The sequence below is a fragment of the Pseudomonas sp. G5001 genome, assembly GCF_013385475.1.
Classification (GTDB): domain Bacteria; phylum Pseudomonadota; class Gammaproteobacteria; order Pseudomonadales; family Pseudomonadaceae; genus Aquipseudomonas.
In genome coordinates, this window is the sequence record NZ_JACAPZ010000007.1 from 332,987 (window position 1) to 359,235 (window position 26,249).

Below are 26,249 nucleotides of genomic sequence, written 5' to 3' on the forward strand. Positions count from 1 at the left end.
CTATTTGACCGGCGCTTGCAGCACGTCGCCTACGGTTGCGACCTGATCTTTTGGCGCTGTCGTCGGTGAGACGGGCGCCTTGAGTTGCTGCGCCCGGGCCTGGGCTTGCGTCACTTGTTCCGGGCTCAGGCCCATGCGGCTGGCCACTTGTGCGGCTTGTTCCCAGTTGTCCTGGTAGATCATCAGCGTCACCAGATTGATCGCCGCCAGTTGATCGCTCTGCTTGAGCTCCATGGCCGTCAAGAATTCGAAGCGTGCATCTTCCACGCGCCGTTGATTGAGGTACACCACGCCCAGGTCGTTGCGGATTTTCTCATCGGTGGGCGACATCCTGGCCGCGCGTTGCAAGTGCGCCATGGCCTGGCCGTTGTCTCCCCTGGCCGCTGCCAGCTGGCCGAGCCCGTGCTCGCCTTCGGCAGCCATGCAGGTGCCGAGCAGGCTGCGGTACAACGGTTCGGCTTCGCTGCGGCCCAGCAGGCGGTACACCTTGGCCTGGCGCTGGCGCACCTGTGGCAGGTTGTCCGGCAGGTTTTGCAGGTTGGCCAGGCTGGCGTGCAGCTTGCCCTCGTTGGCCATGTCGTCGGCCAGGTTCAGCGATAATTCCTGATCGGAGTTGGGCTTGGCACAACTGCCCTGCGCGCTGAAACCCGCCCACGGCAGTTGCCCGTTACTGGCGCAACCACTTAACAACAACAGGCTGCAGGCGACCATCAATGTCTTCATTGCATGTCCTCTCAAGGCACGAAGGCTTTGGCGATGGCGATAAAGCCAGGGCCGGCCAATACGATCAGTAATGCGGGAAACAGGAACAGCATCATCACCACGGACATTTTGGCGGACATCTTGGAAATGTATTCCTGCAGGCGGGTCAGGCGCCGGTCATCCAGCAACTGCTTGAGCGATTGCAGCGACTTCATCGCCCCGCCGCCCTGATGCAGAAGTTGCTGGAGGATCAGGCACGTGTCGCTGAGTTCATCGACGTCCAGCATCTGGCTGGCCTTGTTCAATTCCTCCCCCAGTTCCAGCCCGGAATCGACGCGTGCCAGCACCAGGCGCAGTTCGGCGGTCAGTACCGGCAGCAACTTTTGCGCGTCGTAGGCCATGACCCGCAGCGCCTGCTCCACGGCCATGCCTGACTCAAACAGAATGCGCACCAGGGGGATGAAGGTCGCTACTTCCCGGGAGATTTTCCCCTGGCGCCTTTTGGCGAGTGCCACCAGTATTCGCTTGGGCAGCAGGTAGCCGATGATCAGGCCCAGCAGGGAGATCACAAACTCATGCTCGGTGCCGGGAAAGAACAGCTCCAGTGTCATCGCGGTCAGCCCCAGCAAAACTATCGGTGAACCGATCTGGCAAGCGGCGAACATCGAGCGTTGGCTGGTTTTTCTCCAGCCCATGCGGTTGAGCAGGATTTGGGTTTCGTTATCGAGGCTGATGGTGCGCTGGCCGATCCGGGTGCTGCCCAACTGGTGCAACCACTCACTCATTTTGTCATTGCGGCCTGGCTCGCCCTGCAGCCGCTGGGCGACCACGCGTTGTTGACGACGACTGCTCAGGATATTCGCCAGCAGCAGTGATAACGCGGCAAGAAACAATACGGCACTGATCAGTATCGCCATCTCAGATACTCCGCAACATGCGCCACAGCGCCACGCATCCGATGACTTGCAAGGCGAACGCACCGAGCATCAGGCGTTGGCCGCTGTGGTCATCCCACATGGCCATCAGGTACGTCGGATTAACGAGCAGGAAGTAGCCCGCGACACTCACCGGCAGTACCGCCAGCACCAGCGCGGTCACCCGGGTTTCACCGGTCATGGCGCGTAATTGCCGTGCGCCCTGGTCGCGCTCGCGGATCATCTTGATCAGGTTTTCCAGCAGCTCACTGGCGTTGCCGCCGTAGCGGTGGTTGACCTTGAGGCCCAGGGCAAACAGGCGCAATTCATCCTGTTCATAAAACTCGGCATAGTCATGAGCGGCCTCCGGCAGGCTGACACCCAATTGCACATTGCGCTTGATACGACCCATGGACTTTTTCAACGGGTCGTCACTGGCATCGATTCCGCTCAGGATGGCGTCCGCCAGGGTGCGTCCGGATTTCAGGCTGCGTACGGCGTGATCGAGCAATTGCGGGAGTTGTTCGATCATCCGGCGCAGCCGCCGCTGGTAGCGTACGGCGATGTACAGGCGCAGTGCCAAGGGCGGTGCCGCCACCATCACAAACAAGCCTATCCACTGGCCCACGAGCCCCCCCAGCAGGGCGCCAAAGGCCCACAGGGTCAGCCACAGGCCGAGGCGCTCGGTTGGCCGGCCGAGGCCGGCACGGATAAACGTGCGTTCCAGGCTGGTGGTCACCGCGTTGTCTTTCATGGCCTGGGGTTGCCCTTCGGCCAGGCGTTCCAATACCCGGTCGGTCTGGGCCTTGCGCAAACCGTTGCGCATCAGGCCTATCCCCAGCACCAGAAGGGCCACGGCGAGCAGGGCGAGCAGAATCGGACCGATCATCGGGTTGCCTCCTACACCGGCAGGTGACCTTCGTGACGCAACTTGTCACCGGCCGGGTTGACCGCTTCGCGCAGGAAGCCAAAGCCGGTGCGCTTGTCGTGGCGAAACAGGGTGTTGGTGACGTACACGTCTTCGCGGATGCCCACCACTTCCACCACTTCGCTGACACAGCGGCGGCCATCGGGCAGGCGCGTCAGCTGGATCACCACATCCAGCGCCGCGCAGATCATTTGCCGCAGGGTTTTTTCCGCGACGACCCGGCCGGTCAGGCCCACCAGGGTTTCCAGGCGCAGCAAGGCGTCCTGGGCGTTGTTGGCGTGCACGGTACTCATCGAGCCGTCGTGGCCGGTGTTCATGGCGGTCAACACATCGATGACCTCCACGCCCCGGATCTCGCCGAGGATGATCCGGTCGGGGCGCATCCGCAGGGCGTTGCGGATCAAGTCACTGGCCTTCACTTCCCCATGCCCCTCGGCATTGGGCGGGCGGGTTTCCAGGCGCACAACGTGGGGATGGCCCAGTTGCAACTCGGCCACGTCTTCGATGGTGACCAGGCGCTCGCGGGGGTTGATCAACTGGCTGAGAATGTTCAGCAGTGTGGTTTTACCGGTGCCGGTACCGCCGCTGATCAGGATGTTGCAGCGCTTGCCGACGGCTTCCTTGAAAAAATCGAAAATGGCCTGGTCGATGGTTTGCATGGCCACCAGGTCGCTGCTTTTAAGCATGTCCTTGCGAAACTTTCGAATCGACAGGCACGGCCCGTCCAGGGCAATCGGCGGAATGATCGCATTGACCCGGCTGCCATCGGGCAGGCGCGCATCGACCATCGGCGACGACTCATCCAGCCGGCGTCCCAGGGGGGCGAGGATGCGCTGCATGACCCGCTCGACATGGTGGTCGTCAATGAAGCGCAAGTCACTTTGTTGCAGCAGGCCATCGCGTTCGACGAATACCCGGTGCGGGCCGTTGACCAGGATCTCGGTGACGGTCGGGTCGCGCAGCAGCACTTCCAGCGGGCCGAAACCGGTCAGCTCATCGACGATCTCTTCGGCCAGGCGCTCCATCTCATAGCGGGAAATCGCCAGGTGCATACGTGTGATGTATTCGGCCACCTTGTCGATCACAAACTGCGCCAGGGACTGGCGTGTGCCTTCCAGCAGATTTTTTCCCGAATCCTCGATGGCATCGATGATGTAGCGATGCAGCACCAGCTTCAGGCCGTCGTGATCAGTGTTGCCGACGTTGCCGCGCGGGGCGACGCCAAACAGCTTCTCGCCGTTCATTTGGTCCTCAGAAGGCGGTTGAGCCAATTGGTGGAGGGTTTTTCCAGGCCCTCGGAGCGTTTTGCCAGGCGCTCACCCAAGCCGCGCAACGTCTGTGTCAGGGCTTCCCGTGGGGCCAGGGAGAACAGGGTCTGGGCCTGGTTCTTGGCACTCAGGCGCACTTCCGGGCTCCAGGGCAGGACGGCGATTACCTCCAGCCCGAAGCTATTGCCCAGTGCCTCCGAGTCCGGGGCGGCCCCCTTTAGGTAGCGGTCTACCAGCAGGCGGGCATGGTCGAGTTTCATGCCTTTTTCCCGCCACAGGTTGAGTACGGCCAGGTTGCGGCGGCAGTCCGGCACGCTTTGGTCGGTGCACCACAGCAGTTTGTCGCAATGGCTGACAAAGGTGCGCAAGGCTTCGCTGTCGGGTTGGCCGGTCAGGTTCACCACGATGTGCTGGAAGTGCTGGCGCAGGGCGCTGAGCAACATGTACAGCTCGGCCGCGCTGGTTCGCTCCAGGGGCTCATCGTTGTTGTGGTAGGCGAGGATGCGCAGACCGGCTTCGGCGGTGGTGAAGGCGCTGTTGATCAGGGTTGAGTCCAGGCGCCGCAAGTGACGCAGGGCGTCGCCGAAATGAAAAGAACTCTCCAGCCCCAGCAGTGCGAGGCTGTCAGCGAGTGGCAGGCCCAGGTCGAGCAACAGCGTTTGCTGCCCGCTTTTTTGCACCACCAGCGCCAGGTGGCTGGCGATCAGCGCGCCGTCGGCATTGCCTTGGGTGCCGTAGAGCACGGTCAGCCCGCCCAAATGGGTATTCGGGGTGACCGCCGGCAAGCGTTTGCTCAGGCGCCGAACCAGGCCGGCAACCTCACTGGAGCGCGAGCCGTAGGCCACGAAATCCCGTGCGCCGGCGCGCATCGCGTTCAGTACAAGCTGGTTGTCCATGCCATCGCCCAAGGCCACGATGGCAAGCATCGGCTTGGCTTCCAGGGCACCTTCGATCAGGGCGCACTGGGTGGTGACGTGTTCCCGGTCCAGGCCGATGAACACCAGGTTGGCGAACGTCACGTCTACCAGTGCCAACAGTTCGTCGAGGCTGCCGGCACCGGCGCTGACCACTTGCCCCAGGGGCGCGAGTGCGCCCTGAAGCCATTCCAGATCCGTGGTGTTGCGGGTAATTGCCAAAAAGGTCTGGCTCAGGCTCTCACTCATTCGGACAGTCCACTGCGGCGGTCGAAATTGCCGTTTTCGAGGAAATACAGGCGGTACCAGTTAGGGTCGTAATTGCGCAGCTTTTCCCCTGGCAACGAAGGCAGTTGGGCGTTGGCCGCCAAGGGCTGCACGAGGTGCGGGGTGACGATCATCAGCAGCTCTTTTTCCTGGCGATTGATGCTGGAGTCGCGAAAGAATGCACCGAGGATCGGGATGTCACCCAGGCCCGGGAATTTGCTGACGCTGGAGGTGTTGTTGGTGCTGATCAGGCCGCTGATCACGAAGCTTTCGCCGTCGGCCAGGGAGATGCTGGTGTCGGTGCGCCGGATGGTCAGCGCCGGCACGGAGATACCCTGGATGTTGACCGCGTTGGTGTAGTCCAGCTCACTGACCTCTGGCGCGACCTTCAGGGAAATTCGCCCATGGTCGATGACGGTCGGGGTCAGGGTCAGGCGAATACCGAACTCTTTGTATTCGATGGAGATGGTGTTGCTGCCGCTGCTGGGCACCGGGATCGGTACTTCACCACCGGCGAGGAAGGTCGCACTTTGGCCACTGAGCGCCACCAGGCTCGGCCGGGCCAGGGTGTAGGCAAAGCCGCTGCTTTCCAGGGCGTTGATCATGGCCGAGACACGGCCGCCGCCAAAGCCGATGTTGAAGGTGTCGTTGTTCACCGGGAGCCCACGGAATCCTGCGGCCGCGGCGTTGGCAACATTGTTCGGGGCGCCGAACAGAAAGTTGCCGCCCCGGCCAAAGATCGAGGTACTGGCCTCCTTGAGTTTGGTGCGGCTCACTTCTACAAAGCGGATGTCGGTTTGCACCTGGCTGGGCAGCGTCGGGTCATCGGACGGCGCCAGGGCCAGGCTGGTCAGGGCTGACGTGGCCTTGCCCTTGACGAACACCATGCTTTGGCGCGGGCTGCTGGAGCAGGCCGTCCAGACCATCAGGCTGGTGGTGCCCGAGGCGATGCCGGTGAGCAGGAACGCCTGGTTGCCGTTGACCTGCACATCGGCCACTTTCGGATCGCCAATGGCCAGCCGCGTAATCGGCACCGGCGACTGGATAGCCTGTTGAGCGCCTTCACCCACCTCCAGCACTGCCGGCAGCTGGCCCAGGCCCGTGCAGTTGCCGGGTGCTGCCAGTGCAACGCCGACAGGCAGGCTCAGGGTGAGAAGTGCCCAGAAAATTCGCGAAAAAGACCACACGAAACGACTGCTCATTCAAAGGCATCCTTAGCTCTTTCAGGGCGTTTGTTGGGTAACCTGATTGCCACGTATTACTTCGACGCCTGAACGCCTTGGCGCACCATTGCCGGCGGGACTCAGGCCGTTGACGGGCGCTGTGCTGAAGGCCAGCTGGTTGAACTGGTAGAGCTCGCGCCGGGTGTTTTCCAGGTGGGTCGCGGACTCCGTTTCACCGGCCCAGTATTGGCTCAGCAGTTGTTCGTCGGCACTGCGTACAGCCAGGCGCAGTACGCCGGACTGGGCTGCGAGCATCAGCCGGCTCAGGAGTTCCTCCGGTACGGCGAGGAGTACCGTGCGCGCGCTGGCGCGACTCTGCTGCGCCTTGAGTTTTTCGTCCGGGGTGGTCGGTGGCACGGAGCCGGGCGTGCCGTCGTTGGTCAGCCCCAGTTGATCGCCGACGCCCAGCAGGCGCAAGGCGGGCACCACGATTTGTGCGGACTGCTGCGGATTGCTGGCTTCCTGGCGCAGGAAGAGCAGGACGTCCACATAGTCCCCCGGGGAGAGTTGCCCGCTGGCGCCGATCACTTCATCCACGGCGACGGCAAGCGCGCGTTCGTTAGGGCGGATCATTCGCGCCAGGGTGCCGCCGGAGTTGAAGCTCTCCTCGGTCAGCCAGGTCCCGGCCGACAGCGGCCGCCACGGGATCTTGCCCACGGCCTGGTCGAGGCTGGTGAGGCTGCCGGCGGGAACCGTGCGCAGTTTTTCCAGGGTCAGGTCGGCGGCGGTGAGCGCAACAAAAGGTGCAACGTCATGGGCCAGCACCACCACCGGTTGGCGGGTCTGGTCTTCGGCGACGGGTTGCACGACTTCAGGCGTTTGGGGCACGGGCGGTGCGACAGGGGCAGGGCGGCTGAGTACCAGGCCCCAGTAGCCTGCAATCAGTGCACCTACCAACAGCAGCCCGGCGAGGATCAAGCTAATCCGACTGTTCATGAAGGCTCTCCCTTTCCTGCTGCATCCACTGCTGTTCCCACTAATGCTTGCGTATCCGGATCGCTTCAAGCTTCTAACTATTTCGCTATTTGAAGGTAGTTCAGCTAAGACAAAACGCCATTACCGGGCGAAAAATATCTCCAGAAACCTCTGCGAAAGTGGGATTTTTGGCGTCAGCCGGCCGACTAATACTTTGTGATTAATCAGTTCTTACAGTTGTTGGTCTGGGGTTTGTTGACAATGCTCTAGTGGCACACCGAAATCATTTTTGTGATGCCGCGATACCAGCGCCGTGGGCGCAAAGGAGAAGTCATTATGTTCCTTGATCTTATTCGCATGGGTTTCATCAAAGTCCAGATTTTTTTCTATTCCAAAGAGGGCGCATCGGGTATCGAATACGCACTGGTTGCGGCGATGGTCGCTGTGGCGCTGGCTGCTTTTATTACACCTATCCGGACGGCCATAACCGGCGTCTTCAACTCGATACAGGCCGGCATTCATACCTGACCCCGGTACTCGCCTAAACGTGCAGGTTCCGCTGAATGATCTATTGCGTATCAGGCATTTCCACATGAACTCCTCTTCGGCTCCCCGGCAACAAATCCTTTTGGTGGATGACGAAGAGGACGCCCTTATTGAACTGGCCGAGTCGCTGGAGAATGAAGGCTTTGTCTGTTTTACCGCGACCTCGGTCACCTTTGCCTTGCAGGAGCTGACCCTGCACCCCGATATCGCACTGGTGATTACCGACCTGCGCATGCCCGAGGAAAGCGGTATTTCCTTGATCAAGCGTCTGCGCGAACACACCGCTCGCCAGCACTTGCCGGTGATCGTCATGTCCGGCCACGCCGAGATGGATGATGTCAGTGACATGCTGCGCCTGCAGGTGCTGGACCTGTTCCGCAAGCCGATCTACCTGGTGCGCTTGATCGATACCCTCAACAACCTCTTCCCCATCCCCAAAATCAGATTGATGTAGGAGCGAGCTTGTGTGGGAGCGGGCTTGCTCGCGAAAAACGTCAACGATAACGCGGGCAGTCTGGTTCCCCGCGTTGTCTGGACGTTCTTCGCGAGCAAGCTCGCTCCCACAGGGTTCAGAGTTGGTAGCTGAAACTCAGGGTATACCGTGGCCGCCGATTGAAGCTGTCCAGGGCGATATCCGACATTGGCTTGGCCGCTTCCAGCGCGATGTTGTAGTACTTGTTATCCCCGAAGCGCAGGCCCACTGCTGCCGATGACATGTTGTTGCCCTTGGCCGGCAGTTCGTTGAACCAGGTCTTGGCCTTGTCGAGCACCACGTACGGCTGCAGGATTTTTACCCACTCACCGCTGCGGTTGAAGCTGTAGTTGACCTCATACGCCACGCCCCAGCCCTTGTCGCCCGAGCCCTGGTCATCCGGGTAGCCACGCCCGAAATTCTGCCCGCCGAACGTCGCGCGTTCGCTGTCGGGCAGGGTGTCGTTGCTCCAGTAGAAGGCACCCGATGCCACGCCTTGCCAGTTGTCGAAGAACTTGTCGCTCTGTACGCCCGAGACGCGCAGGCGGAAGAAGTCGATGTCGGGTTTTATACCCTCGAAGTCACTCCGGGTGCTGGCGCCCAGGCCGTCGATGCCCTGGTACAGGCCGGCGCTGAGAATGCGCAGTTGGCGCGTGTCGGATTTGCGCCAGTCACCTTCGAACGCCAGGGCGCGCAGGTTGGTTTCCAGGTCGAAACGTTGCGGGAAACCCACCAGTTGATAACGGGTGGTCTGGTCCACGGCATAGAGTCGCGTGCCCAGGGTCAATGACTCGGTAGGGGAGGCAATCAGCGGATGGCTGAGGCCGACGGAGTAGCGGTCAACCTCCTGGTGTGGCTTGAGTTCAAAACCGCCGTCCAGCTGCACGTTGCTGCGCGGGTCGGCGCGGTAGCGCTCGGCGTTGACCACCAGTTGAGTGCCCTCGGCATTCACGAACTGGCTGTAGCCCAGGCGGTAGTAGTGCTCCTTGTCCTCGCCGGGCGGGAACAGGCCGCTGACGCTCAGTTGTTCGCCCATGGATGTCTGGGAATTGCTGGTGCCGGTGATCAGGGCTTGCAGGCCGCCACGGCTGTCGTCCGTCATGCTCATGCTGCTGGTGAAGGGTTTGCGCGAGGCCTGGATCTGCATGCGCGTGCCGCCATCGGTGGTGCCCGGCGGCGGTACTTGCGCCTGCAGCGTTACACCTGGAATGCGGCCCATCAAGGTGGTGTAGCGTTTGAAGGTCTTGCGGGTCAGCGGGCGCTCGGCCAGCAGCTTGGCCGCCAGTTTGTCGACGTAGGCCGAGACCGAGCCAATGTCGCCCTGCACGTTGTAATCCTTGATATAGCCCTCCACCAGCACCACGCGCACCAGGCCGTTTTCGAAGCGCTGGTCGGGCAGGTACGCGTAGGACAACAGGTAGCCGTCCTGCTGGTAGCGGCGGGTGATGCCGCGGGTGGCTTCGATCAGTTGTGCCAGGTTGGTTTCATGGCCAATCAGCGGTTCGAAAACCTTGGCCACATCCTGGAGCGGGTAGATCGTCCCACCGTCGATTTGCAGCTTGCGGATGGTCACTTTGGTGTCCATCAACAATGGCTGGCCCTGGGTTGCCGCCGGCTCGGGCAGTTGGGTCTGTGGGGTGACCGGGCGATAGGCATCGGCGGGGAGGTTGGGTACCGGCAGGTTACGAATGGTGTCGTTGCTGTTGAGGTAGCTGGGCAGGGTCTCGGCCTGGACGCTGGCAGCAATGAGGGTGAGCAGAAACAAAGGCGTCAAGGCGCGCATAGGACACTCCATGGTCAAAACTGCTGCAGCGTTTTCGCTAGGCCCGCCGGGCTCTGGGACACGGTTCGCAAAGCCATTCATTGGCCAATAAAAAAGACGAGAGACTCGTTGGAATCTCTCGTCTCAACCAAGCGTAGGCGCTGTAGGGGAGGCCGTCTAATGGCCAGGTGCAATTCTATTTTTTGCCGGTCAGCCCACCGAGCAGACCTCCCAGGCCGCCGCCTGTGTTTGCATTTGCATTGGCAGTGCCCGTAGCGGTGGCACCGGCACCCACGTTCAAGCCACCGAGCAGACCGCCACCGTTACTGCTGGTGCCGCCGGTTACCAGGCCACCCACCGAGCCGACGGTATTGCCGACGGCATTCAGGGTACCGCCCACAGCGTTAGTCACCGGATTGGCATTCGCCGCCGTCAGGTTGGTGCCCAGGCTGCTGACTGCGCCGCCGACCTGGGTAACCAGACCATTCACCGGTGCGCCGATACCGGTGCTGGTGCCGATGTTTTGCGTCAGGTTGGCAACACCCGAGGTCACTGGGTTGAGTGCGGTGCCGACATTGGTCGCCAGGCCTGCAACGGGAGCCGTGGCTGCAGTGTTGGCCACGCCATTGCCACCGATCAGGGTGCCGAGCGACGCGACGGTGTTACCCACTTGGCCGCCGGTCACACCGGCTGCACTGACAGTGCCGTTGGTGTTGCCGGCATTCAGGCCGTTGCCGACGTTGGCGACAAGACCGCCGACGAGTTCAGGCAGGCCCGATTGAGGGGTCGTGGTGGCCGGGTTGACGTAACCGCTCGACTTATCAAGGGTGGTGCCAACGCCAGTCAACACGCCACCGACGAGCGTCCCGACAGGGTTGCCTGCGCCGCCGGCGCTGGCCACCTGGCCGCCAAGGCCGGTGACAGTGGAGCCGACTTTATCCAGTACGCCGCCGACCGGGTTGCCCAGGCCTGTTTTATTGCCCAGGTTGCCGGTGGTGTTTTCCACCAGGGAGACCACCGGTACCAATACGCTTTTACCCACCGTATTGGTCACGCTGCCCAATGGCCCGGTGGTGCTGGCAGTGCTCAAGGTATCGCCGAGCATGGTGACGGCCTGGCCGACCTGATCAACCACGCCACCTGCCGCACCGCTCACGCCACCGGTCAAGCTGCCGACTACGGGAATGCCGCCGAGTGTGGTGCCCAGGGATTTGCCGGTGTTGGAAACGCCGGTGCCCAGGTCGGCAACGCCATCGGCCACACCGGCAACGGTTGTGCCCACGGAGTTGCTATTGGTACCCAGCGTGCCCAGGCCGTTGCTCAAGCCGCCGCCGATACTGTTGACGGCGGTGCCTGTCGCGGTGACCAGCCCGCCGGCAGTGGTGCCGACAATGGGAACAGTGGTCAGGGTCGTGCCCAGGTTACCTACCGTGGTGCCGACATTACCGACGACACCGCCCACAGCGCCTACTACCTGGCCGGTGACCAGGGGAGTGGTCGAGCCGGTGCCGCCGCCAGTACCACCGCCAGTGCCGCCACCGGTACCGCCGCCGGTACCTCCACCAGTGCCGCCGCCGGTGCCACCACCGGTACCTCCACCAGTACCGCCGCCGGTGCCGCCGCCAGTACCACCGCCGGTACCTCCACCAGTGCCGCCGCCGGTGCCGCCGCCGGTGCCGCCGCCGGTGCCACCGCCGGTACCTCCACCAGTGCCGCCGCCGGTGCCACCACCGGTACCTCCATCAGTGCCGCCGCCAGTGCCACCACCGGTACCGCCGCCGGTGCCTCCACCTGTTCCACCGCCAGTACCGCCGCCAGCATCCGGAGAGGAGGCTGCGACGCTACTGTGATGACCACCACCACCGCTGCTGCAGCCTCCGAGGCTTACTGCCAGAATCAGGGCCAGCGCGGTACTTGCTTTCCACAACACGACTTGAGTTTTCATGATTGAGTTCCTTGCACCTGGTACAGCCTTTGTTGTTTTCGAAGTTCGCTGTTTCTAGGGACAGCGATACATTCGTCCGTTATGGCTATAACAGTCCCGGGTGCGCGCTCTCGCAACGCTCAACTTGGTATTAACGATTTATATACACGAAGAGTTAGTTTGCTTAACGACTAATACCAAGGGTGTAGAAGGCAGCGGTGTTTAAGTTGTAAGTTTATTAAAATCAATGAGTTGATAAGAGTAGCGAGCTATCGATAGCTCGCTATAACTTAAGATGTATATATACAATTTATCCGGCGATGGGCCGCCAGCGGCCGACCATGTGTTCAATGTCCCCGGCGCCTTTAAGTTGCAGCTCACCGCTGGAGCCGGGGGCGCTCGTGAACAACGTTACCTCACTGGGCAAGCGCACCGGCTTTTTAAACTCGACATCTATCTCGAGATTGGCGGCTGGCAAATGCTCACTCAGTGCCGCCAGTGTGCGGGCCTTGTTCCACAGCCCATGGGCGATGGCCTGGGGAAAGCCGAATAACCTGGCAGTGAGGGCGCTCAAGTGAATCGGGTTGTAGTCGCCGGACACCCGGGCGTAGCGGCGGCCAACATCGGCGGGGGCTTTCCAGCGGGTCAGTTCGGCGACAGCGGCAGGGGGTTGCAGCGGGTTGTCCGTTGCTGCGCCATCGAGTTTCACACCGCGACAGAGCATCCGGCTTTGCGCTTCCCACAGTAGGCCCAGTGAATCTTCGACTGTGGTCACAATATCGAATGTCGCACCCTTGGCATGGGGCTGCAAATTCTGCGCGTAAACGCCGACCGTCAAGTCACTCACACCGCCCAACGGGCGCAGGATGCGGATCCGGTTGCTCAGGTGGATCAATCCCAGCAGCGGGAAAGGAAATGCCTTGTCAGTGAGCAATTGCATCTGCAGGCCGAATGCCAGGATATGCGGATAGGTGGCCGGCAAGACCGGGCTGTCGGCAAACCCGCAGACCTTGCGATAGGCCGCGACTTCCCTGGGGTTCACACTGACCCGGCAGCGCAACCCTTGCTCGGGCAGCGTGGTGCCGGTGATCTTGCGCTTGAGTGCCGCGCGCCAATACAGCGGTGGCAGGAACGGGGTGCTGCCTAATGTGTGCCACTCCATGCTTACGCTCCCAATAGACTTTGCCCACACACCCGCAACGCTTGCCCGCTCACCGCGCCCGAGCCCGGCTGGCCGAGCCAGGCCACCGCCTCGGCGACGTCCTGGGGCAAGCCGCCCTGGCCCAGCGAACTCATGCGGCGCCCGGCCTCACGCAGGGCGAAGGGAATGTGTGCGGTCATCTGGGTTTCGATAAAGCCTGGGGCCACGGCATTGATGCTGATCCCGCGCTCACCGAGCAACGGCGCCCAGGCCTGGGCCAGGCCAATCAGCCCGGCCTTGCTCGCGGCGTAGTTGGTTTGCCCGCGGTTGCCGGCGATGCCGCTGATGGATGCCAGCAGCACCACGCGACCGTTGTCGTGCAGGGTGCCGCTGTCCAGCAGCGCCTTGGTCAGCAGTTGCGGCGCGTTGAGATTGACCGCCAAGACTGCGTCCCAATATTCCGGCGTCATGTTGGCCAGGGTTTTATCGCGGGTGATGCCGGCGTTGTGCACCACGATGTCGATGCCGTCCGGCAGGTGTTCGATCAGTTGGGTGGCGGCGTCTTCGGCGCAGATATCCAGGGCGATGCTGCGGGCGCCCAGGCGCGCGGCCAGGGCATCGAGGTCGGCCTTGGCTTGTGGCACGTCCAGCAGGATCACCTCGGCACCGTCGCGGGCCAGGGTTTCGGCGATCGAGGCACCGATGCCGCGGGCGGCGCCGGTCACCAGGGCCTTGTGCCCGGCGAGCGGGCGCGTCCAGTCCGCGACCTGGGTCGGGCAAGGGTTCAGGCGAATGACCTGGCCGGAGATATAGGCACTTTTCGGCGAGAGGAAGAACCGCAACGCACCCTCCAATTGATCCTCGGCCCCGTCGCCTACGTACAGCAATTGCAGGACGCCGCCGCTGCGCAGCTCTTTGGCCAGCGACCGGCTGAAGCCTTCAAGGGCCTGTTGGGCACTGGCGGCAAACGGGTCGCCGAGGCTTTCCGGGGCGCGGCCAAGGATCACCAGGTGCGCGCTGTGATCGAGGTTCTTCATCAACGGCTGAAAGAATTCCCGCAACTGCTTGAGTTGATCGGTGTGCTGCAACTCGCTGGCGTCAAATACCACGGCCTTGAGCTTGGGCCCGTGGCCGGGAATCCAGGTGGTTGCCGTCGACGGTTCGGTGCCGTAGCTATAGATAGCGTCGGTCAGCTTGTTGGCGAATGGCAGGATTTTTGTTGCCAGCGGGCCGCCGCCGATCAGCAGCGCACCCTCCACCGGGCGCAGGCGTCCGGCCTGCCAGCGTTCCAGGCGTACCGGTGACGGCAGGCCAATGGCGGCGACCAGGCGATGGCCGAGGCTGGAGTTGGCGAAGTCGATATAACGGTCAGACATGGAACGCTCTCCGAGTGCTGGGGTTCAAACGGTGGACCATCAATAGGTGAAAGTCGTTCGATTGAGCCTAGGCTAGGCTCAGAGATTCACCCCATAACCTCAAGGGAGCTTTCCATGACTCAATTGCGCCGTGTAGCGATCATTGGCGGTAACCGCATCCCCTTCGCCCGCTCCAACGGCCCTTACGCCACGGCGAGCAACCAGGCGATGTTGACCGCCGCCCTCGAAGGCCTGATCGAACGCTACAACCTGCACGGCCTGCGTATTGGCGAGGTGGCCGCCGGGGCGGTGCTCAAGCATTCCCGCGACTTCAACCTGACCCGCGAGTGCGTGCTGGGCTCGCGCCTGTCGCCGCAAACCCCGGCCTACGATATTCAGCAGGCCTGTGGCACGGGGCTGGAAGCCGCGTTGCTGGTGGCGAACAAGATTGCGCTGGGGCAGTTCGAAAGCGGGATTGCCGGCGGCGTCGACACCACGTCCGACGCGCCTATCGGGGTGAATGAGGGCCTGCGCAAAATCCTGCTGCAAGCCAATCGCAGCAAATCCATGGCGGATAAACTTAAAGTCTTGTTACAACTTCGTCCCCATCACCTCAAGCCGGAGCTGCCGCGCAACGGCGAGCCGCGCACCGGGTTGTCCATGGGCCAGCATTGCGAATTGATGGCGCAGACCTGGCAGATCCCCCGCGCCGAGCAGGATCAGTTGGCGCTGGAAAGCCACCAGAAAATGGCCGCGTCCTACGCCGAAGGCTGGCAAAACGATTTGCTCACGCCCTTTCTTGGCCTGACCCGCGACAACAACCTGCGCCCCGACCTGACCCTGGAAAAACTCGCCAGCCTCAAGCCCGCCTTCGAGCGCAGTGAGAAGGGCACCCTCACCGCCGGTAACTCGACGCCGCTGACCGATGGCGCCTCGTTGGTGCTGCTGGGCAGTGAAGCCTGGGCCAAGGAGCGCGGCTTGCCGATTCTCGCCTACCTGCGCGATGGCGAAGCGGCGGCGGTGGATTTCGTCAACGGCGCCGAAGGCCTGCTGATGGCGCCGGTGTACGCCGTGCCGCGCCTGCTGGCTAGGAATGGCCTGACCCTGCAGGACTTCGATTACTACGAGATTCACGAAGCCTTTGCTGCCCAAGTGTTGTGCACGCTGAAAGCCTGGGAAGATCCGGAATACTGCAAGACCCGCCTGGGGCTGGATGCACCGCTGGGCTCTATCGACCGCAGCCGCTTGAACGTCAAGGGCAGCTCATTGGCCGCCGGCCATCCGTTTGCTGCCACGGGCGGGCGTATCGTCGCCAACCTGGCCAAGCTGCTGGACGCAGCCGGTAAGGGCCGGGGCCTGATCTCGATCTGCGCCGCCGGGGGCCAGGGCGTCACCGCGATTATTGAGCGCTGATCTCGGCTATGATCGGGCCGCCGGTCAATTTGGCATATTGGATGCATTCTTAAGCGGTCAAAGGTCGGTACCCTCTCCCCGCGGCGAGAGGATTGCCGTATAACGAGTGCCATACGCGTGTTTGGTAATAAAGGACCCACAATAAAAGCTGATGAAGACTCCTAAACGCATTGAACCCCTGATCGAGGACGGTCTGGTCGACGAGGTGCTGCGCCCACTCATGAGTGGTAAAGAAGCAGCTGTTTACGTGGTGCGCTGCGGCAACGAGTTACGTTGCGCCAAGGTCTACAAGGAGGCGAATAAACGAAGTTTTCGTCAGGCGTCCGAATACCAGGAAGGCCGCAAGGTCCGCAACAGCCGGCAGGCCCGGGCCATGGCCAAGGGCTCCAAGTTCGGCAAGAAAGAAACCGAAGATGCCTGGCAGAACGCTGAGGTAGCGGCGCTGTTTCGCCTGGCCGGTGCGGGTGTTCGCGTGCCCAAGCCGTACGACTTCCTCGAAGGCGTGCTGCTGATGGAGCTGGTGGCCGATGAATACGGCGACGCGGCGCCACGTTTGAACGACGTGACGCTGGAGCCGGACCAGGCCCGCGAATACCACGCCTTCCTGATTACCCAGATCGTGCTGATGTTGTGTACCGGCCTGGTGCACGGTGACCTTTCCGAGTTCAACGTGCTGCTGACGCCGACGGGCCCGGTGATCATCGACCTGCCTCAGGCGGTGGATGCCGCGGGCAACAACCACGCGTTCAGTATGCTGGAACGGGATGTGGGCAACATGGCTTCCTACTTCGGGCGCTTTGCCCCGGAATTGAAGAAGACCAAGTACGCCAAGGAGATGTGGGCGCTGTATGAAGCCGGCACTCTGCACCCGGCCAGTGTGTTGACCGGCGAGTTCGACGAACCGGAAGAGCTGGCTGACGTGGGCGGTGTTATCCGCGAGATCGAAGCGGCGCGGCTCGATGAAGAGCGTCGCCAGGCGATTCGCGCGGCAGACGATGCGCCACCGAGCAAGGCGTCGGAAGAGCCGCCACCGCCGCCCTGGATGCAGTGATCCAACGGCGAGTGGATATCCAAATGTGGGAGCGGGCTTGCTCGCGAAAGCGCTGGTTCAGTCAACTGATGTATTGACTGACACTCCGCATTCGCGAGCAAGCCCGCTCCCACATTAGGTTCCGTGCATGCCTGGTTAAACTTGCTCAGGTGCAACAACTGCCCGACGCCAACTCCTTGAGAATCGGGCAATCCGGCCGGTGATCACCCTGGCAGTGCTCCACCAGGTCCTGCAACGTATCGCGCAATTGCCCCAGCTCGAGGATCTTCTGGTTCAGCTCATCGATATGCTGGCGGGCCAGCGCCTTGACGTCGGCACTCGCGCGTCCCCGGTCCTGCCACAGCGTCAGCAACTTGCCGACCTCTTCCAGGGAAAACCCCAGGTCCCGCGAGCGCTTGATAAACGCCAGGGTGTGCAAGTCATCGGCGCCATAAATGCGGTAGCCGCTGTCGGTGCGATGGGCGGCTTTCAACAAGCCGATGGATTCGTAGTAACGAATCATCTTCGCGCTCAGGCCGCTTTGGCGTGCTGCTTGGCCGATGTTCATGGACGCTCGTCCTCCAGGTCCTTGGGTTTCCAGGTTTTCAACAGCAGTGCGTTGCTCACCACGCTGACACTGGACAGGGCCATGGCCGCGCCAGCCATCACCGGGTTGAGCAGGCCGAACGCCGCCAGCGGAATGCCGATCAAGTTATACACAAAGGCCCAGAACAGATTCTGTCGAATTTTCGCATAGGTCTTGCGGCTTATTTCCAGGGCTGCCGGCACCAGCCGTGGGTCGCCGCGCATCAGGGTAATACCTGCCGCGTGCATCGCCACGTCGGTACCGCCGCCCATGGCGATGCCGATGTCGGCCGCGGCCAGGGCCGGTGCGTCGTTGATGCCGTCGCCGACCATTGCCACCACGCCGGTCTTTTTCAGCTCGGCGACGGTAGCCGCCTTGTCCGCAGGCAACACCTCGGCGTGCACGTCATCGATGCCCAGGGCTTCGGCGACCACGCGGGCGCTGCCACGGTTATCGCCGGTCAGCAGGTGGCTGCTGATATGCCGAGCCTTGAGTGCCTGTATCGCCTGCAGGGCGCCCGGTTTAAGCGTGTCACCGAAGGCAAACAAACCCAGCACGCGGGGCTGCGGGCCTTGCTCGATCAGCCAGGACAAGGTTCGGCCTTCGGCCTCCCACGCACTGGCCGAGTCGGCGAGATCACCGGTGCTCAAGCCGGTTTCTTCCAGCAGGCGACGGTTGCCCAGCGCCAGTTGCCGGCCATCTAGGGTGCCTGCAATGCCGCGCCCGGTAAGGGACTGGCTGGCGCTGACATCCGCGACGTTCAAACCTTGTTCGGCACAGGCATCCAGCACCGCCTTGGCCAATGGGTGTTCACTGCCGCGCTGCAGCGCGCCGGCCTGTTGCAGGAGCGCCCCTTGATTGCCGTCAATGGCGGCCAGGTGCGCAATTTTTGGTGCGCCGGAGGTCAGGGTGCCGGTCTTGTCGAACACCACGGCGCTGACTTCATGGGCGCGCTCCAGGGCTTCGGCGTCCTTGATCAGGATGCCGTGGCGGGCGGCAACGCCGGTACCGGCCATGATGGCGGTAGGTGTGGCCAGGCCAAGGGCGCAAGGGCAGGCGATCACCAATACGGTCACCGCATTGATCAGCGCGACCTCCAGCGGTGCGCCATACAGCCACCAGCCGACCAGCGTGGCCAAGGCCAGCACCAGCACCACCGGCACGAACACCTGGCTGACTTTATCCACCAGTTTCTGGATCGGTGCCTTGGCGGCCTGGGCGTCCTCCACCAGGCGGATGATCCGCGCCAGCACGCTTTCCGCGCCGAGGGCCAGGGTACGCACCAGCAGCCGGCCTTCGCCGTTGATGGCGCCGCCGGTGACTGCGTCGCCAGGCTGCTTCGGCACCGGCAGGCTTTCACCGCTGATCAAGGCTTCGTCGGCGTGGCTTTGGCCTTCGACCACTTCGCCGTCCACCGGGAAGCGTTCGCCGGGTTTGACCAGCACCAGGTCATTCAGCTTGAGGGCGGTGATGGCGACGTCCTGCTCGCGGCCGTCGATCACCTGAATCGCCCGTTCCGGACGCAAGGCTTCCAGGGCGCGGATGGCACTGGCGGTCTGGCGCTTGGCGCGGCTTTCCAAATATTTGCCCAGCAGCACCAGGGCGATCACCACCGCCGAGGCTTCGAAATACAGGTGGGGCATTGTGCCGGCGGACGCCGTGAGCCATTCATAGATACTCAGGCCGTAACCGGCGCTGGTGCCGATGGCGACCAGCAGGTCCATATTGCCCGCTCCGGCGCGCACGGCTTTCCAGGCCGCGATATAGAAGCGCGCACCGAAGATGAATTGCACCGGGGTGGCCAGGGCAAATTGCACCCAGGCCGGGAGCATCCAGTGCAGCCCGAACGGTTGCACCAGCATCGGTAGCACCAACGGCGCGGCGAGCAGGATTGCCAGCAGCAGCGACCAGCGTTCATGGCTCAGGCGTTGTTCCTGGCTGGCCTGGGTGGCGGTTTCGCTTTGGGGCAGGGTGGCGGTGTAGCCGGCCTTGTCGACGGCGGCGATCAGGACGCCGGGGTCCATCTGGCCGAGCACTTCAATGTGGGCGCGTTCGTTGGCCAGGTTGACGCTGACACGTTGCACCCCGGGCACTTTGCCCAGTGCCCGTTCAACCCGCCCGGCGCAGCTGGCGCAGGTCATGCCGCTGATCGGCAGGTCGAAGGTGGTGGATCCGTTCATGGGCAGTACTCCAGGAGAGATTGCCCCTAGGATCAACCTTGACCTGTGGGGAAGGTCAAGGCGTTAGATCAATGTTTCAGTATTCCAGTGCGGCCGGTTTCAGGTACATGCCGTCCGGACCTTGCGCGATACGCAACTTGCGAACGTCACCCGCCTTCAACGTGATGTTTTGCGCCGGTGGTGCGAGCATGCCCGGCAAGCAACCCTGGGATTGCCCCGGCAACAACTTCAGGCGCAACGACACATTCCCGGCCGGCAAGTTGAAGGAGGTGGCCTGCTCCTGGAACAGCCGCCCGGCCAACTGGTCCTGGATGTACAAGCCAATCTCGCAGTTGGTCGGCACTTCCAGGCGCTCCCGGGAAATGATCAGCACCGCATAATCTTCATCTGCGCTGGCCGGTGGCACAGCAGCAAAAAAGCCCATCAGGCTGACAAGGCCAAAAAATGACCAGCGCATGGCGAATTCTCCGAGGTTCACATCGTGGATAAGTGCAGCTTGGCCGAGGGCGCGAATGAATGCCAGCCCGGCCGATGTTTTCAGAACTTGACCTTGCCATCATGGCAAGGTCAACACTGCGGGCAACCTCATTAAGGGAGTCATGTCATGCAAGTATTCAGCGTTGAAGGAATGACCTGCGGCCACTGTGTCCGCTCGGTAACCCAGGCGGTGCAGGCTAAGGACCCGGCGGCCAGCGTGCGCGTCGACCTCGCGACAAAGGAAGTCGGCGTGGAAAGCAGCCTGCTGTCGCCGGCAGAGGTGATCAACCTGATCAGTGAAGAAGGCTACAGCGCCAAGCTCGCCTGACTTTTTGAATAGTTAGCGAGCTAACTTAATGTTCAAGGCACCCGAGCCCGGCTAGACTGTTGGGCTGCCGACTCACCTGGGTGCCTGATGAACCTTCGTATAATCCTGATCTTGGGGGCCTTGAGCGCGTTCGCGCCGTTGGCCATCGACTTCTACCTGCCGGGTTTCCCGGCCATGGCCGTGGCATTCGGCACCGACGAAAAACATATTCAGCTGACCTTGGCCGTGTACTTCACGGGCCTGGCGATCGGCCAGTTGATCTATGGACCGCTGGCAGACCGTTTTGGCCGGCGCGGGCCGCTGCTCAGCGGCGTCACCCTGTTTACCCTGGCGTCCTTCGCCTGTGCGTACGCGCCGTCCCTGGAATGGCTGATCGGCGCGCGTTTCGTCCAGGCCCTGGGCGGCTGTGCGGGCATGGTGATCTCGCGGGCGGTGGTCAGCGATAAATGCGACGCGGTGGGCTCGGCCAAGGTGTTTTCCCAACTGATGCTGGTCACCGGGCTGGCGCCGATCCTCGCGCCGCTGGCGGGCGGGGTGATGGTTGGGGTGTGGGGCTGGCAGTCGATCTTCCTGGCGCTGACGGCGTTCAGTGTGATGGCGGCCATTGCGGTAGCAGTCGGGCTGCCGGAAAGCTTCCCGGCCCATCAACCGCGCCAGCCGCTGTCAGGCGCACTGCGCCAGTACGGCCGGTTGCTGTCGGACCGGGTGTACCTGGGCTATGCCTTGACCGGCGGCATCTCGATTGCCGGTATGTTTGCCTACATCGCGGGCTCGCCCTTCGTCTTTATCAAGCTCTATGGCGTGCCCGCCGAACACTATGGCTGGGTATTCGGCTCGAATGCCGCGGGCTTTATCCTGGTGGCACAGGTCAATGCGCGTTTGCTCGCGTCGCGTGGCCCGGCATTTTTACTGTCGCGCACGGTGTGGGTTTACCTGGCGGCGGGTCTGTCGTTGCTGGCAATTACTGCGCTGCGCACGGACGCTTTGTGGCCACTGCTGGTACCGCTGTTTATCTGCATCGCCAGCCTGGGCTGCATTTTGCCCAATACCTCGGCCTGCGCCATGAGCGGGCAGGGCGCTCGGGCGGGCAGCGCGTCGGCGTTGCTCGGCTGCATTCAGTTTGGTGTGGCCGCAGGCGCAGCGTCGTTGGTCGGCGTGCTGCACGACGGCACGGCGATGCCGATGGCAATGGTCATCAGCTTGTGTGGCGTATTGGCCGTAACGTTCGCGATGCTGACCCGGCGCCTGCAGCGCCAACGGGCACTGCAAGCGGCGGACTGATCAGGATCAGCCAGCAGAACGCTGCTGGCTTTCGGGGAATCGGTGAGGCGCCTGGATACGGGTTTGCAGGGTGTCGGCAAACGCGCGGGCCTCGGCCTCACTGCGGAAGGTAAAGGCGTTCTGGTCGAGACGGACCTGCCATTTGTTGCCTTCGGATCTTGCTAGCGCTTTTATCAGGATCTTCATTGCTGACTTCCTCACGTAAATTGCGTGGCAAAGGCGGCCAATATAAACCCGAATACGCTCACAAATATGACAAGGATCAAGTCTCTGACTAGCGGTGTCGTCCATTACTCACATGAATAACAGACGACACTGACAGAACCTTTCGTTAGAACCCTTCCAGCACGATCTTGCCCTTGGCCTTGCCGCTTTCCAGCAGTTCGTGGGCACGGCGCAGGTTGGCCGCGTTGATCACGCCAAAGTGCTCGCCCACGGTGGTTTTCAGAGTACCGGCGTCGATCAGTTCGGCGACGCGATTGAGCAGGTTGTGCTGCTCGATCATGTCGCTGGTCTCGAACATCGAGCGGGTGTACATGAACTCCCAATGCAGCGACAGGCTCTTGCGCTTGAGCTTGCTTACGTCCAATGCCTTGGGATCGTCGATCAGCGCCAGTTTGCCCTGGGGAATCAGCGCTTCCACCAGTTGGTCCAGGTGCTGGTCGGTCTGGGTCAGGCTGGCGACGTAGTTCACCTGCGGATGGCCGGCGTTTTTCAGCTCTTCGCTCAACGGTTTGCTGTGGTCGATCACCAGGTCGGCGCCCAGGTCCTTGGCCCATGCCTGGGTTTCAGGACGGGAGGCGGTGCCGATGACTTTCAGGCCGGTGAGCTGTTTCGCCAGTTGGGTCAGGATCGATCCCACACCACCCGAAGCACCGACAATCAGCAGGCTCTGGCCTTCATCGGCCTTGCCTTCACGCACTTGCAGGCGTTCGAAGAGCAATTCCCAGGCGGTGATGGCGGTCAGCGGCAGTGCAGCAGCGTCGGCAAAACCCAGGGTTTTCGGCATATGGCCGACGATGCGCTCATCGACAGTGTGCAGTTCGCTGTTGCCGCCGGGGCGTACCAGGGAGCCGGCGTAGAACACCTTGTCGCCGACCTTGAACAGGCTGACTTCGCTGCCCACGGCCTTGACCACACCGGCCACGTCCCAGCCCAGCACTTTGGCCGCGCCGTTTTCCGGGGCGACGTTCTGGCGCACCTTGGTGTCCACCGGGTTCACCGAGATGGCTTTGACTTCCACCAGCAGGTCGCGGGGGCCGGCGACCGGTTCGGGCAGTTCGATGTCTTGCAGGGATTTTGGATCGTTGATCGGCAGTGCGGCGTAGTAGGCGATGGCTTTCATGATGGTTTCCAAAAAAGGGGGCGGTTGATCAGGCAATAAACTTCAGGCGCTTGAGTTCGAAATGCTCAAGCACGTCGGCAGCCTTGGTGCGGAAATTCTGGATATGCGCGCTCTGGTCGTGGTCGGCCAGCGCGGCGTCGTCACTCCAGCGTTCGAGCATGTAGAAGGTCTCGGGGTGTTGCAGGTCTTGGTGCAGGTCGTACTGCTGGCAGCCGGCTTCGATGCGGGTCGGTTCCAGCAGCTCGCGCAGCAGGGTTTCCAGGGTGGCCTGTTGGCCGGGTTTGGCGATCAGCGTGGCGATGACGTTAAAGGCAGCAGACATATTCGACTCCAGACACGTGATGAACGGGATGGACAGATGATTGGCTATTTCTCTGGAAGATAAAACCCGCTAAAAGAGCAGTCTCTTTCAATGCTTTTTTGATAATGGGCGGTCGGCGTGCTGCGTTTTGATGACTTGCAGTTGTTTGTGCGTGCGGCAGACCTGGGCAGCCTTTCGGCGGCAGCACGGGTGATGGACATGTCGGCGGCGGTGGCCAGCGCGGCGTTGAAGCGCATCGAGCAGCAGTTGGGCGCACGGTTGTTGGCGCGTTCCACCCGCAGCCTGCGCCTGACCGCCGAGGGCGAAGGCTTCCTGGAGTACGCCCGGGCCGCCTTGAGCAGCCTGGATGAAGGCCGGCGGTTGTTGGCCAGCGGCCAGGATCAGGTCAGCGGGGTGCTGCAACTCTCGGCGCCGTCGGACTTTGGCCGTAACCAGTTGTTGCCCTGGCTCGATGAGTTCCAGCGCGAATACCCCGACCTGAGCGTACGCCTGTTGTTGGGCGACCGGATTGCCGACCTGTTCCGCCAGCCGGTGGATATCGCCCTGCGCTACGGCGAACCCGAAGACTCCAGCCTGATCGCGTTGCCCATCGCCCCGGACAACTGCCGCGTGCTCTGCGCTGCTCCCAGCTATCTGGCGCGGCACGGCGAGCCGCGCCACCTGGAGCAACTGACCCAGCACAATTGCCTGCTGTACATGCTCGGCAGCCGGGTGCATGACCATTGGGGGTTTAACGATGGCAAGCGTGATGTCGGCCTGACGGTGACCGGTGACCGCTTCAGTGATGATGCCGATGTGGTGCGACGCTGGGCGGTGGCGGGGGTGGGTATCGCCTACAAGTCCTGGCTGGATGTCAGCTCGGATGTGCTGGCGGGGCGCCTGCGGCTGATCCTGCCGGAGCTGCGGGGCGAACGTACGCCGCTCAATCTGTTGTGTGCCCATCGCGCGCAACTGAGCAAGCCGATCAATCTTCTGCGGGAAATGCTCGTTGCCCGTTGTGCGACATTGACTGCGCAATTGCCGGAGCGATCAGCCTCTACACCATAACCCCGGGGATATCGGGAAATTTCCTTCAGCTTCTGTCCTTGGTTGCGCTGTAAGACGGCACGGAACCCGGCGTTTTCACGCTTATACTTTTCCGCCAGACGCAGCAGACAAATGATTCAACAGGGAGTGAATGAGCACATGGAACAGGCACCTTGCATCAGTCAGATCGCCACCTTGCTGGCCGACCCGAAACGCACCGCGATGGTGTGGGCATTGATGGACGGCTCGGCCAAACCCTCCGATGAGTTGGCGACACTTGCCGGGCTGTCATCGGCCTCGGCGAATGCGCATCTGACGCGATTGACGGCCGGTGGCCTGTTGCGTGTCGAAGCCCGCAGCGGCAAACGCTTTTTCCGGGTGGCCGCCGCCGATGTGGCGGCCGCCGTGGATGCATTGGCCTGCACCACGATGGCCAGCGTCGCCCGCAGCACGCCCATTCATTCGCGGTCATTGACTGCGCCTGCGGCTTTACGGCGAGCGCGGCTGTGCCATGGTCACCTGGGGGGCGAGCTGGCAGCGGGTTTGTATCAACGGATGATGGCGGCCGGGTGGATCGAGCGCGCGGAACAGCGTACGGACGTGACGCCGTCAGGTGCGCGCAAACTCGCAGCGCTGGGGATTTTTACCCAGGCACTGGCTCAGCCGATCGTGTGCGATTGTTTTGATTGGAGCGAACAGCAGCCACACCTGGGCGGTGCGTTGGGGGCCGCGTTGTTGCAGTTGTGCCTGCAGTCGAACTGGGTCAGCGTGATCAATGAGTCCCAGGCGTTGCAGGTCAGTGAAGCCGGGCAACTGGAAATTGCCCGGCTCGCCAGACCGGTCGCTGATTAAGGCTTGACCAACCGTGCATCCAGGCTGTTTTGCGCCAGGCGTTTGGCCTGGTCCTGGGTCATGCCCAGCGAGGTGTACAGCGCATGGAAGTTCTCGGTGACATAACCGCCGAAGTACGCCGGATCGTCCGAGTTCACCGTCACTTTCACCCCACGCTCAAGCATGTCGAGGATGTTGTGCTGGGACATGTCGTCGAACACGCAGAGCTTGGTGTTGGACAACGGGCACACCGTCAGCGGGATCTGTTCGTCGATGATCCGCTGCATCAGGCGCTCGTCTTCAATGGCGCGTACGCCATGGTCGATACGCTGGATCTTCAGCAGGTCGATGGCTTCCCAGATGTACTCCGGCGGGCCTTCTTCACCGGCGTGGGCGACGGTCAGGAAACCTTCGTGACGGGCACGATCAAACACGCGCTGGAACTTGCTCGGTGGGTGGCCCATTTCCGAGCTGTCCAGGCCCACGGCAACAAACGCATCACGGAATGGCAGTGCCTGGTCGAGGGTTTTTTCGGCCTCTTCTTCGCTCAAGTGGCGCAGGAAGCTCAAGATCAAACCGCTGGTGATGCCCAGTTGTTGCTCGCCGTCTTTCAAGGCGGCGGCAATGCCGTTGAGCACCACTTCGAACGGTACGCCACGGTCGGTGTGGGTCTGTGGGTCGAAGAACGGTTCGGTGTGGATCACGTTCTGCGCCTTGCAGCGCAGCAGGTAGGCCCAGGTCAGGTCGTAGAAATCCTGGGAAGTGCGCAGTACATCGGCGCCCTTGTAGTAGAGGTCGAGAAACTCTTGCAGGTTGTTGAAGGCGTAGGCCTTGCGCAGGGTTTCGACGTCGTTCCACGGCAGCGCGATCTTGTTGCGTTCGGCCAGGGCGAACAGCAGCTCAGGCTCCAGCGAGCCTTCCAGGTGCAGGTGCAATTCAGCCTTGGGCAGGGCGTTGAGCCAATCGTACATTTATAAATTCTCATCAGGTGCAATGGCGGCATTCTACAGGCGCACGCCGAAATAATCGGCAAAACCTGACCAAGCGGTGAGCATCCACAGGCACCGTGCAAGCAGTGCATGAACTAAGGTGTAACGAA

Annotated in this window: 26 protein-coding genes; 8 read left to right on the forward strand and 18 right to left on the reverse strand. The window is 62.2% G+C overall.

Features of this window, described 5'->3' with window-relative positions; all coding sequences use genetic code 11:
• From HX805_RS07370 to cpaB, 7 genes are read right to left on the reverse strand one after another with little or no spacing between them, the layout of a single operon-like run.
• On the reverse strand, nt 1-723 hold the full coding sequence (locus tag HX805_RS07370) for a tetratricopeptide repeat protein (RefSeq protein ID WP_087693100.1): 723 nt from the start codon (nt 721-723) through the stop codon (nt 1-3).
• 11 nt (nt 724-734) lie between these two features.
• On the reverse strand, nt 735-1,619 hold the full coding sequence (locus tag HX805_RS07375) for a type II secretion system F family protein (protein ID WP_003212910.1): 885 nt from the start codon (nt 1,617-1,619) through the stop codon (nt 735-737).
• 1 nt (nt 1,620) lies between these two features.
• On the reverse strand, nt 1,621-2,505 hold the full coding sequence (locus HX805_RS07380) for a type II secretion system F family protein (protein ID WP_003212908.1): 885 nt from the start codon (nt 2,503-2,505) through the stop codon (nt 1,621-1,623).
• Nucleotides 2,506-2,516: 11 nt separating this feature from the next.
• The gene (locus HX805_RS07385; protein WP_008438997.1) at nt 2,517-3,788 is read right to left on the reverse strand and encodes a CpaF family protein; all 1,272 of its coding nucleotides are present in this window, start codon (nt 3,786-3,788) and stop codon (nt 2,517-2,519) included.
• Complete coding sequence (locus HX805_RS07390; protein WP_008438996.1) at nt 3,785-4,975, reverse strand: pilus assembly protein CpaE; 1,191 nt, start codon at nt 4,973-4,975, stop codon at nt 3,785-3,787. Before HX805_RS07390 ends, HX805_RS07385 begins: the two co-directional genes overlap by 4 nt.
• Nucleotides 4,972-6,195: a type II and III secretion system protein family protein gene (locus tag HX805_RS07395; protein WP_177116718.1), complete on the reverse strand. Its 1,224-nt coding sequence runs from the start codon at nt 6,193-6,195 to the stop codon at nt 4,972-4,974. The genes HX805_RS07390 and HX805_RS07395 overlap by 4 nt, the downstream gene beginning before the upstream one ends.
• Nucleotides 6,196-6,216: 21 nt before the next feature.
• Entirely contained in the window at nt 6,217-7,152 is a 936-nt protein-coding gene (gene cpaB, locus HX805_RS07400) for a Flp pilus assembly protein CpaB (RefSeq protein WP_102605223.1), read from the reverse strand.
• A gap of 315 nt (nt 7,153-7,467) precedes the next feature.
• Here cpaB and HX805_RS07405 point away from each other — a divergent pair, with 315 nt between their 5' ends.
• Both HX805_RS07405 and HX805_RS07410 read left to right on the forward strand, forming a co-directional pair.
• Nucleotides 7,468-7,659, forward strand: a complete 192-nt coding sequence (locus HX805_RS07405) for a Flp family type IVb pilin (protein ID WP_008438993.1) — start codon at nt 7,468-7,470, stop codon at nt 7,657-7,659.
• 64 nt (nt 7,660-7,723) lie between these two features.
• Nucleotides 7,724-8,131 carry a response regulator gene (locus HX805_RS07410; protein WP_003212897.1) on the forward strand — a complete coding sequence of 136 codons (408 nt, stop codon included), beginning with the start codon at nt 7,724-7,726 and terminating at the stop codon, nt 8,129-8,131.
• A 115-nt stretch (nt 8,132-8,246) separates the two neighbouring features.
• Here the strand turns inward: HX805_RS07410 and HX805_RS07415 are convergent, their stop codons facing one another.
• The 4 genes from HX805_RS07415 to HX805_RS07435 form a co-directional block, all read right to left on the reverse strand.
• Nucleotides 8,247-9,932 carry a ShlB/FhaC/HecB family hemolysin secretion/activation protein gene (locus HX805_RS07415; protein ID WP_177116719.1) on the reverse strand — a complete coding sequence of 562 codons (1,686 nt, stop codon included), beginning with the start codon at nt 9,930-9,932 and terminating at the stop codon, nt 8,247-8,249.
• 175 nt (nt 9,933-10,107) lie between these two features.
• Nucleotides 10,108-11,856, reverse strand: coding sequence for a collagen-like triple helix repeat-containing protein (locus HX805_RS07420; RefSeq protein WP_218167302.1), 1,749 nt, complete (start codon nt 11,854-11,856; stop codon nt 10,108-10,110).
• A gap of 289 nt (nt 11,857-12,145) precedes the next feature.
• Complete coding sequence (locus tag HX805_RS07430) at nt 12,146-12,997, reverse strand: MaoC family dehydratase (RefSeq protein ID WP_177116722.1); 852 nt, start codon at nt 12,995-12,997, stop codon at nt 12,146-12,148.
• 2 nt (nt 12,998-12,999) lie between these two features.
• Nucleotides 13,000-14,352 carry a 3-oxoacyl-ACP reductase gene (locus HX805_RS07435; RefSeq protein ID WP_177116723.1) on the reverse strand — a complete coding sequence of 451 codons (1,353 nt, stop codon included), beginning with the start codon at nt 14,350-14,352 and terminating at the stop codon, nt 13,000-13,002.
• A gap of 114 nt (nt 14,353-14,466) precedes the next feature.
• Between HX805_RS07435 and HX805_RS07440 the strand changes: the two genes are divergently transcribed.
• Nucleotides 14,467-15,744 (forward strand): acetyl-CoA C-acetyltransferase, encoded by a 1,278-nt coding sequence (locus HX805_RS07440; RefSeq protein WP_177116724.1) that lies wholly within the window; start codon nt 14,467-14,469, stop codon nt 15,742-15,744.
• A gap of 151 nt (nt 15,745-15,895) precedes the next feature.
• Complete coding sequence (locus tag HX805_RS07445) at nt 15,896-16,795, forward strand: PA4780 family RIO1-like protein kinase (protein WP_008438985.1); 900 nt, start codon at nt 15,896-15,898, stop codon at nt 16,793-16,795.
• Nucleotides 16,796-16,940: 145 nt separating this feature from the next.
• Here the strand turns inward: HX805_RS07445 and cueR are convergent, their stop codons facing one another.
• The 3 genes from cueR to HX805_RS07460 all read right to left on the reverse strand — a co-directional run bounded on the left by cueR (nt 16,941) and on the right by HX805_RS07460 (nt 19,997).
• Nucleotides 16,941-17,342: a Cu(I)-responsive transcriptional regulator gene (gene cueR / locus HX805_RS07450; protein WP_008430758.1), complete on the reverse strand. Its 402-nt coding sequence runs from the start codon at nt 17,340-17,342 to the stop codon at nt 16,941-16,943.
• Nucleotides 17,339-19,540 (reverse strand): cation-translocating P-type ATPase, encoded by a 2,202-nt coding sequence (locus HX805_RS07455; protein ID WP_177116725.1) that lies wholly within the window; start codon nt 19,538-19,540, stop codon nt 17,339-17,341. Before HX805_RS07455 ends, cueR begins: the two co-directional genes overlap by 4 nt.
• Before the next feature lie 76 nt (nt 19,541-19,616).
• Complete coding sequence (locus HX805_RS07460) at nt 19,617-19,997, reverse strand: hypothetical protein (protein WP_087693477.1); 381 nt, start codon at nt 19,995-19,997, stop codon at nt 19,617-19,619.
• 147 nt (nt 19,998-20,144) lie between these two features.
• Between HX805_RS07460 and HX805_RS07465 the strand changes: the two genes are divergently transcribed.
• Together HX805_RS07465 and HX805_RS07470 are read left to right on the forward strand one after the other, a co-directional pair.
• Nucleotides 20,145-20,345, forward strand: a complete 201-nt coding sequence (locus HX805_RS07465; protein WP_177116726.1) for a heavy-metal-associated domain-containing protein — start codon at nt 20,145-20,147, stop codon at nt 20,343-20,345.
• An 87-nt stretch (nt 20,346-20,432) separates the two neighbouring features.
• Nucleotides 20,433-21,626 carry a multidrug effflux MFS transporter gene (locus HX805_RS07470; protein ID WP_003211152.1) on the forward strand — a complete coding sequence of 398 codons (1,194 nt, stop codon included), beginning with the start codon at nt 20,433-20,435 and terminating at the stop codon, nt 21,624-21,626.
• A gap of 6 nt (nt 21,627-21,632) precedes the next feature.
• Here HX805_RS07470 and HX805_RS07475 read toward each other — a convergent pair whose 3' ends face one another.
• The 3 genes from HX805_RS07475 to HX805_RS07485 all read right to left on the reverse strand — a co-directional run bounded on the left by HX805_RS07475 (nt 21,633) and on the right by HX805_RS07485 (nt 23,293).
• The gene (locus HX805_RS07475; RefSeq protein ID WP_003211153.1) at nt 21,633-21,812 is read right to left on the reverse strand and encodes a hypothetical protein; all 180 of its coding nucleotides are present in this window, start codon (nt 21,810-21,812) and stop codon (nt 21,633-21,635) included.
• A gap of 145 nt (nt 21,813-21,957) precedes the next feature.
• Complete coding sequence (locus HX805_RS07480) at nt 21,958-22,971, reverse strand: zinc-binding alcohol dehydrogenase family protein (protein WP_003211156.1); 1,014 nt, start codon at nt 22,969-22,971, stop codon at nt 21,958-21,960.
• Nucleotides 22,972-22,999: 28 nt separating this feature from the next.
• Nucleotides 23,000-23,293 (reverse strand): putative quinol monooxygenase, encoded by a 294-nt coding sequence (locus HX805_RS07485; protein WP_003211158.1) that lies wholly within the window; start codon nt 23,291-23,293, stop codon nt 23,000-23,002.
• A gap of 117 nt (nt 23,294-23,410) precedes the next feature.
• Here HX805_RS07485 and HX805_RS07490 point away from each other — a divergent pair, with 117 nt between their 5' ends.
• Both HX805_RS07490 and HX805_RS07495 read left to right on the forward strand, forming a co-directional pair.
• Nucleotides 23,411-24,340: a LysR family transcriptional regulator gene (locus HX805_RS07490; RefSeq protein WP_087693475.1), complete on the forward strand. Its 930-nt coding sequence runs from the start codon at nt 23,411-23,413 to the stop codon at nt 24,338-24,340.
• A 138-nt stretch (nt 24,341-24,478) separates the two neighbouring features.
• On the forward strand, nt 24,479-25,171 hold the full coding sequence (locus HX805_RS07495; RefSeq protein WP_003211161.1) for a helix-turn-helix transcriptional regulator: 693 nt from the start codon (nt 24,479-24,481) through the stop codon (nt 25,169-25,171).
• Here HX805_RS07495 and HX805_RS07500 read toward each other — a convergent pair.
• Nucleotides 25,168-26,121, reverse strand: a complete 954-nt coding sequence (locus HX805_RS07500; protein ID WP_008430770.1) for an adenosine deaminase — start codon at nt 26,119-26,121, stop codon at nt 25,168-25,170. The genes HX805_RS07495 and HX805_RS07500 overlap by 4 nt on opposite strands.
• Nucleotides 26,122-26,249 lie beyond the last annotated feature (128 nt).

Coding starts and splice junctions, on each gene's coding strand:
- HX805_RS07370 (WP_087693100.1), bottom strand. CDS start 723: ATGAAGACATTGATGGTCGCCTGCAGCCTGTTGTTGTTAAGTGGTTGC.
- HX805_RS07375 (WP_003212910.1), bottom strand. CDS start 1,619: ATGGCGATACTGATCAGTGCCGTATTGTTTCTTGCCGCGTTATCACTG.
- HX805_RS07380 (WP_003212908.1), bottom strand. CDS start 2,505: ATGATCGGTCCGATTCTGCTCGCCCTGCTCGCCGTGGCCCTTCTGGTG.
- HX805_RS07385 (WP_008438997.1), bottom strand. CDS start 3,788: ATGAACGGCGAGAAGCTGTTTGGCGTCGCCCCGCGCGGCAACGTCGGC.
- HX805_RS07390 (WP_008438996.1), bottom strand. CDS start 4,975: ATGAGTGAGAGCCTGAGCCAGACCTTTTTGGCAATTACCCGCAACACC.
- HX805_RS07395 (WP_177116718.1), bottom strand. CDS start 6,195: ATGAGCAGTCGTTTCGTGTGGTCTTTTTCGCGAATTTTCTGGGCACTT.
- cpaB (WP_102605223.1), bottom strand. CDS start 7,152: ATGAACAGTCGGATTAGCTTGATCCTCGCCGGGCTGCTGTTGGTAGGT.
- HX805_RS07405 (WP_008438993.1), top strand. CDS start 7,468: ATGTTCCTTGATCTTATTCGCATGGGTTTCATCAAAGTCCAGATTTTT.
- HX805_RS07410 (WP_003212897.1), top strand. CDS start 7,724: ATGAACTCCTCTTCGGCTCCCCGGCAACAAATCCTTTTGGTGGATGAC.
- HX805_RS07415 (WP_177116719.1), bottom strand. CDS start 9,932: ATGCGCGCCTTGACGCCTTTGTTTCTGCTCACCCTCATTGCTGCCAGC.
- HX805_RS07420 (WP_218167302.1), bottom strand. CDS start 11,856: ATGAAAACTCAAGTCGTGTTGTGGAAAGCAAGTACCGCGCTGGCCCTG.
- HX805_RS07430 (WP_177116722.1), bottom strand. CDS start 12,997: ATGGAGTGGCACACATTAGGCAGCACCCCGTTCCTGCCACCGCTGTAT.
- HX805_RS07435 (WP_177116723.1), bottom strand. CDS start 14,352: ATGTCTGACCGTTATATCGACTTCGCCAACTCCAGCCTCGGCCATCGC.
- HX805_RS07440 (WP_177116724.1), top strand. CDS start 14,467: ATGACTCAATTGCGCCGTGTAGCGATCATTGGCGGTAACCGCATCCCC.
- HX805_RS07445 (WP_008438985.1), top strand. CDS start 15,896: ATGAAGACTCCTAAACGCATTGAACCCCTGATCGAGGACGGTCTGGTC.
- cueR (WP_008430758.1), bottom strand. CDS start 17,342: ATGAACATCGGCCAAGCAGCACGCCAAAGCGGCCTGAGCGCGAAGATG.
- HX805_RS07455 (WP_177116725.1), bottom strand. CDS start 19,540: ATGAACGGATCCACCACCTTCGACCTGCCGATCAGCGGCATGACCTGC.
- HX805_RS07460 (WP_087693477.1), bottom strand. CDS start 19,997: ATGCGCTGGTCATTTTTTGGCCTTGTCAGCCTGATGGGCTTTTTTGCT.
- HX805_RS07465 (WP_177116726.1), top strand. CDS start 20,145: ATGCAAGTATTCAGCGTTGAAGGAATGACCTGCGGCCACTGTGTCCGC.
- HX805_RS07470 (WP_003211152.1), top strand. CDS start 20,433: ATGAACCTTCGTATAATCCTGATCTTGGGGGCCTTGAGCGCGTTCGCG.
- HX805_RS07475 (WP_003211153.1), bottom strand. CDS start 21,812: ATGAAGATCCTGATAAAAGCGCTAGCAAGATCCGAAGGCAACAAATGG.
- HX805_RS07480 (WP_003211156.1), bottom strand. CDS start 22,971: ATGAAAGCCATCGCCTACTACGCCGCACTGCCGATCAACGATCCAAAA.
- HX805_RS07485 (WP_003211158.1), bottom strand. CDS start 23,293: ATGTCTGCTGCCTTTAACGTCATCGCCACGCTGATCGCCAAACCCGGC.
- HX805_RS07495 (WP_003211161.1), top strand. CDS start 24,479: ATGGAACAGGCACCTTGCATCAGTCAGATCGCCACCTTGCTGGCCGAC.
- HX805_RS07500 (WP_008430770.1), bottom strand. CDS start 26,121: ATGTACGATTGGCTCAACGCCCTGCCCAAGGCTGAATTGCACCTGCAC.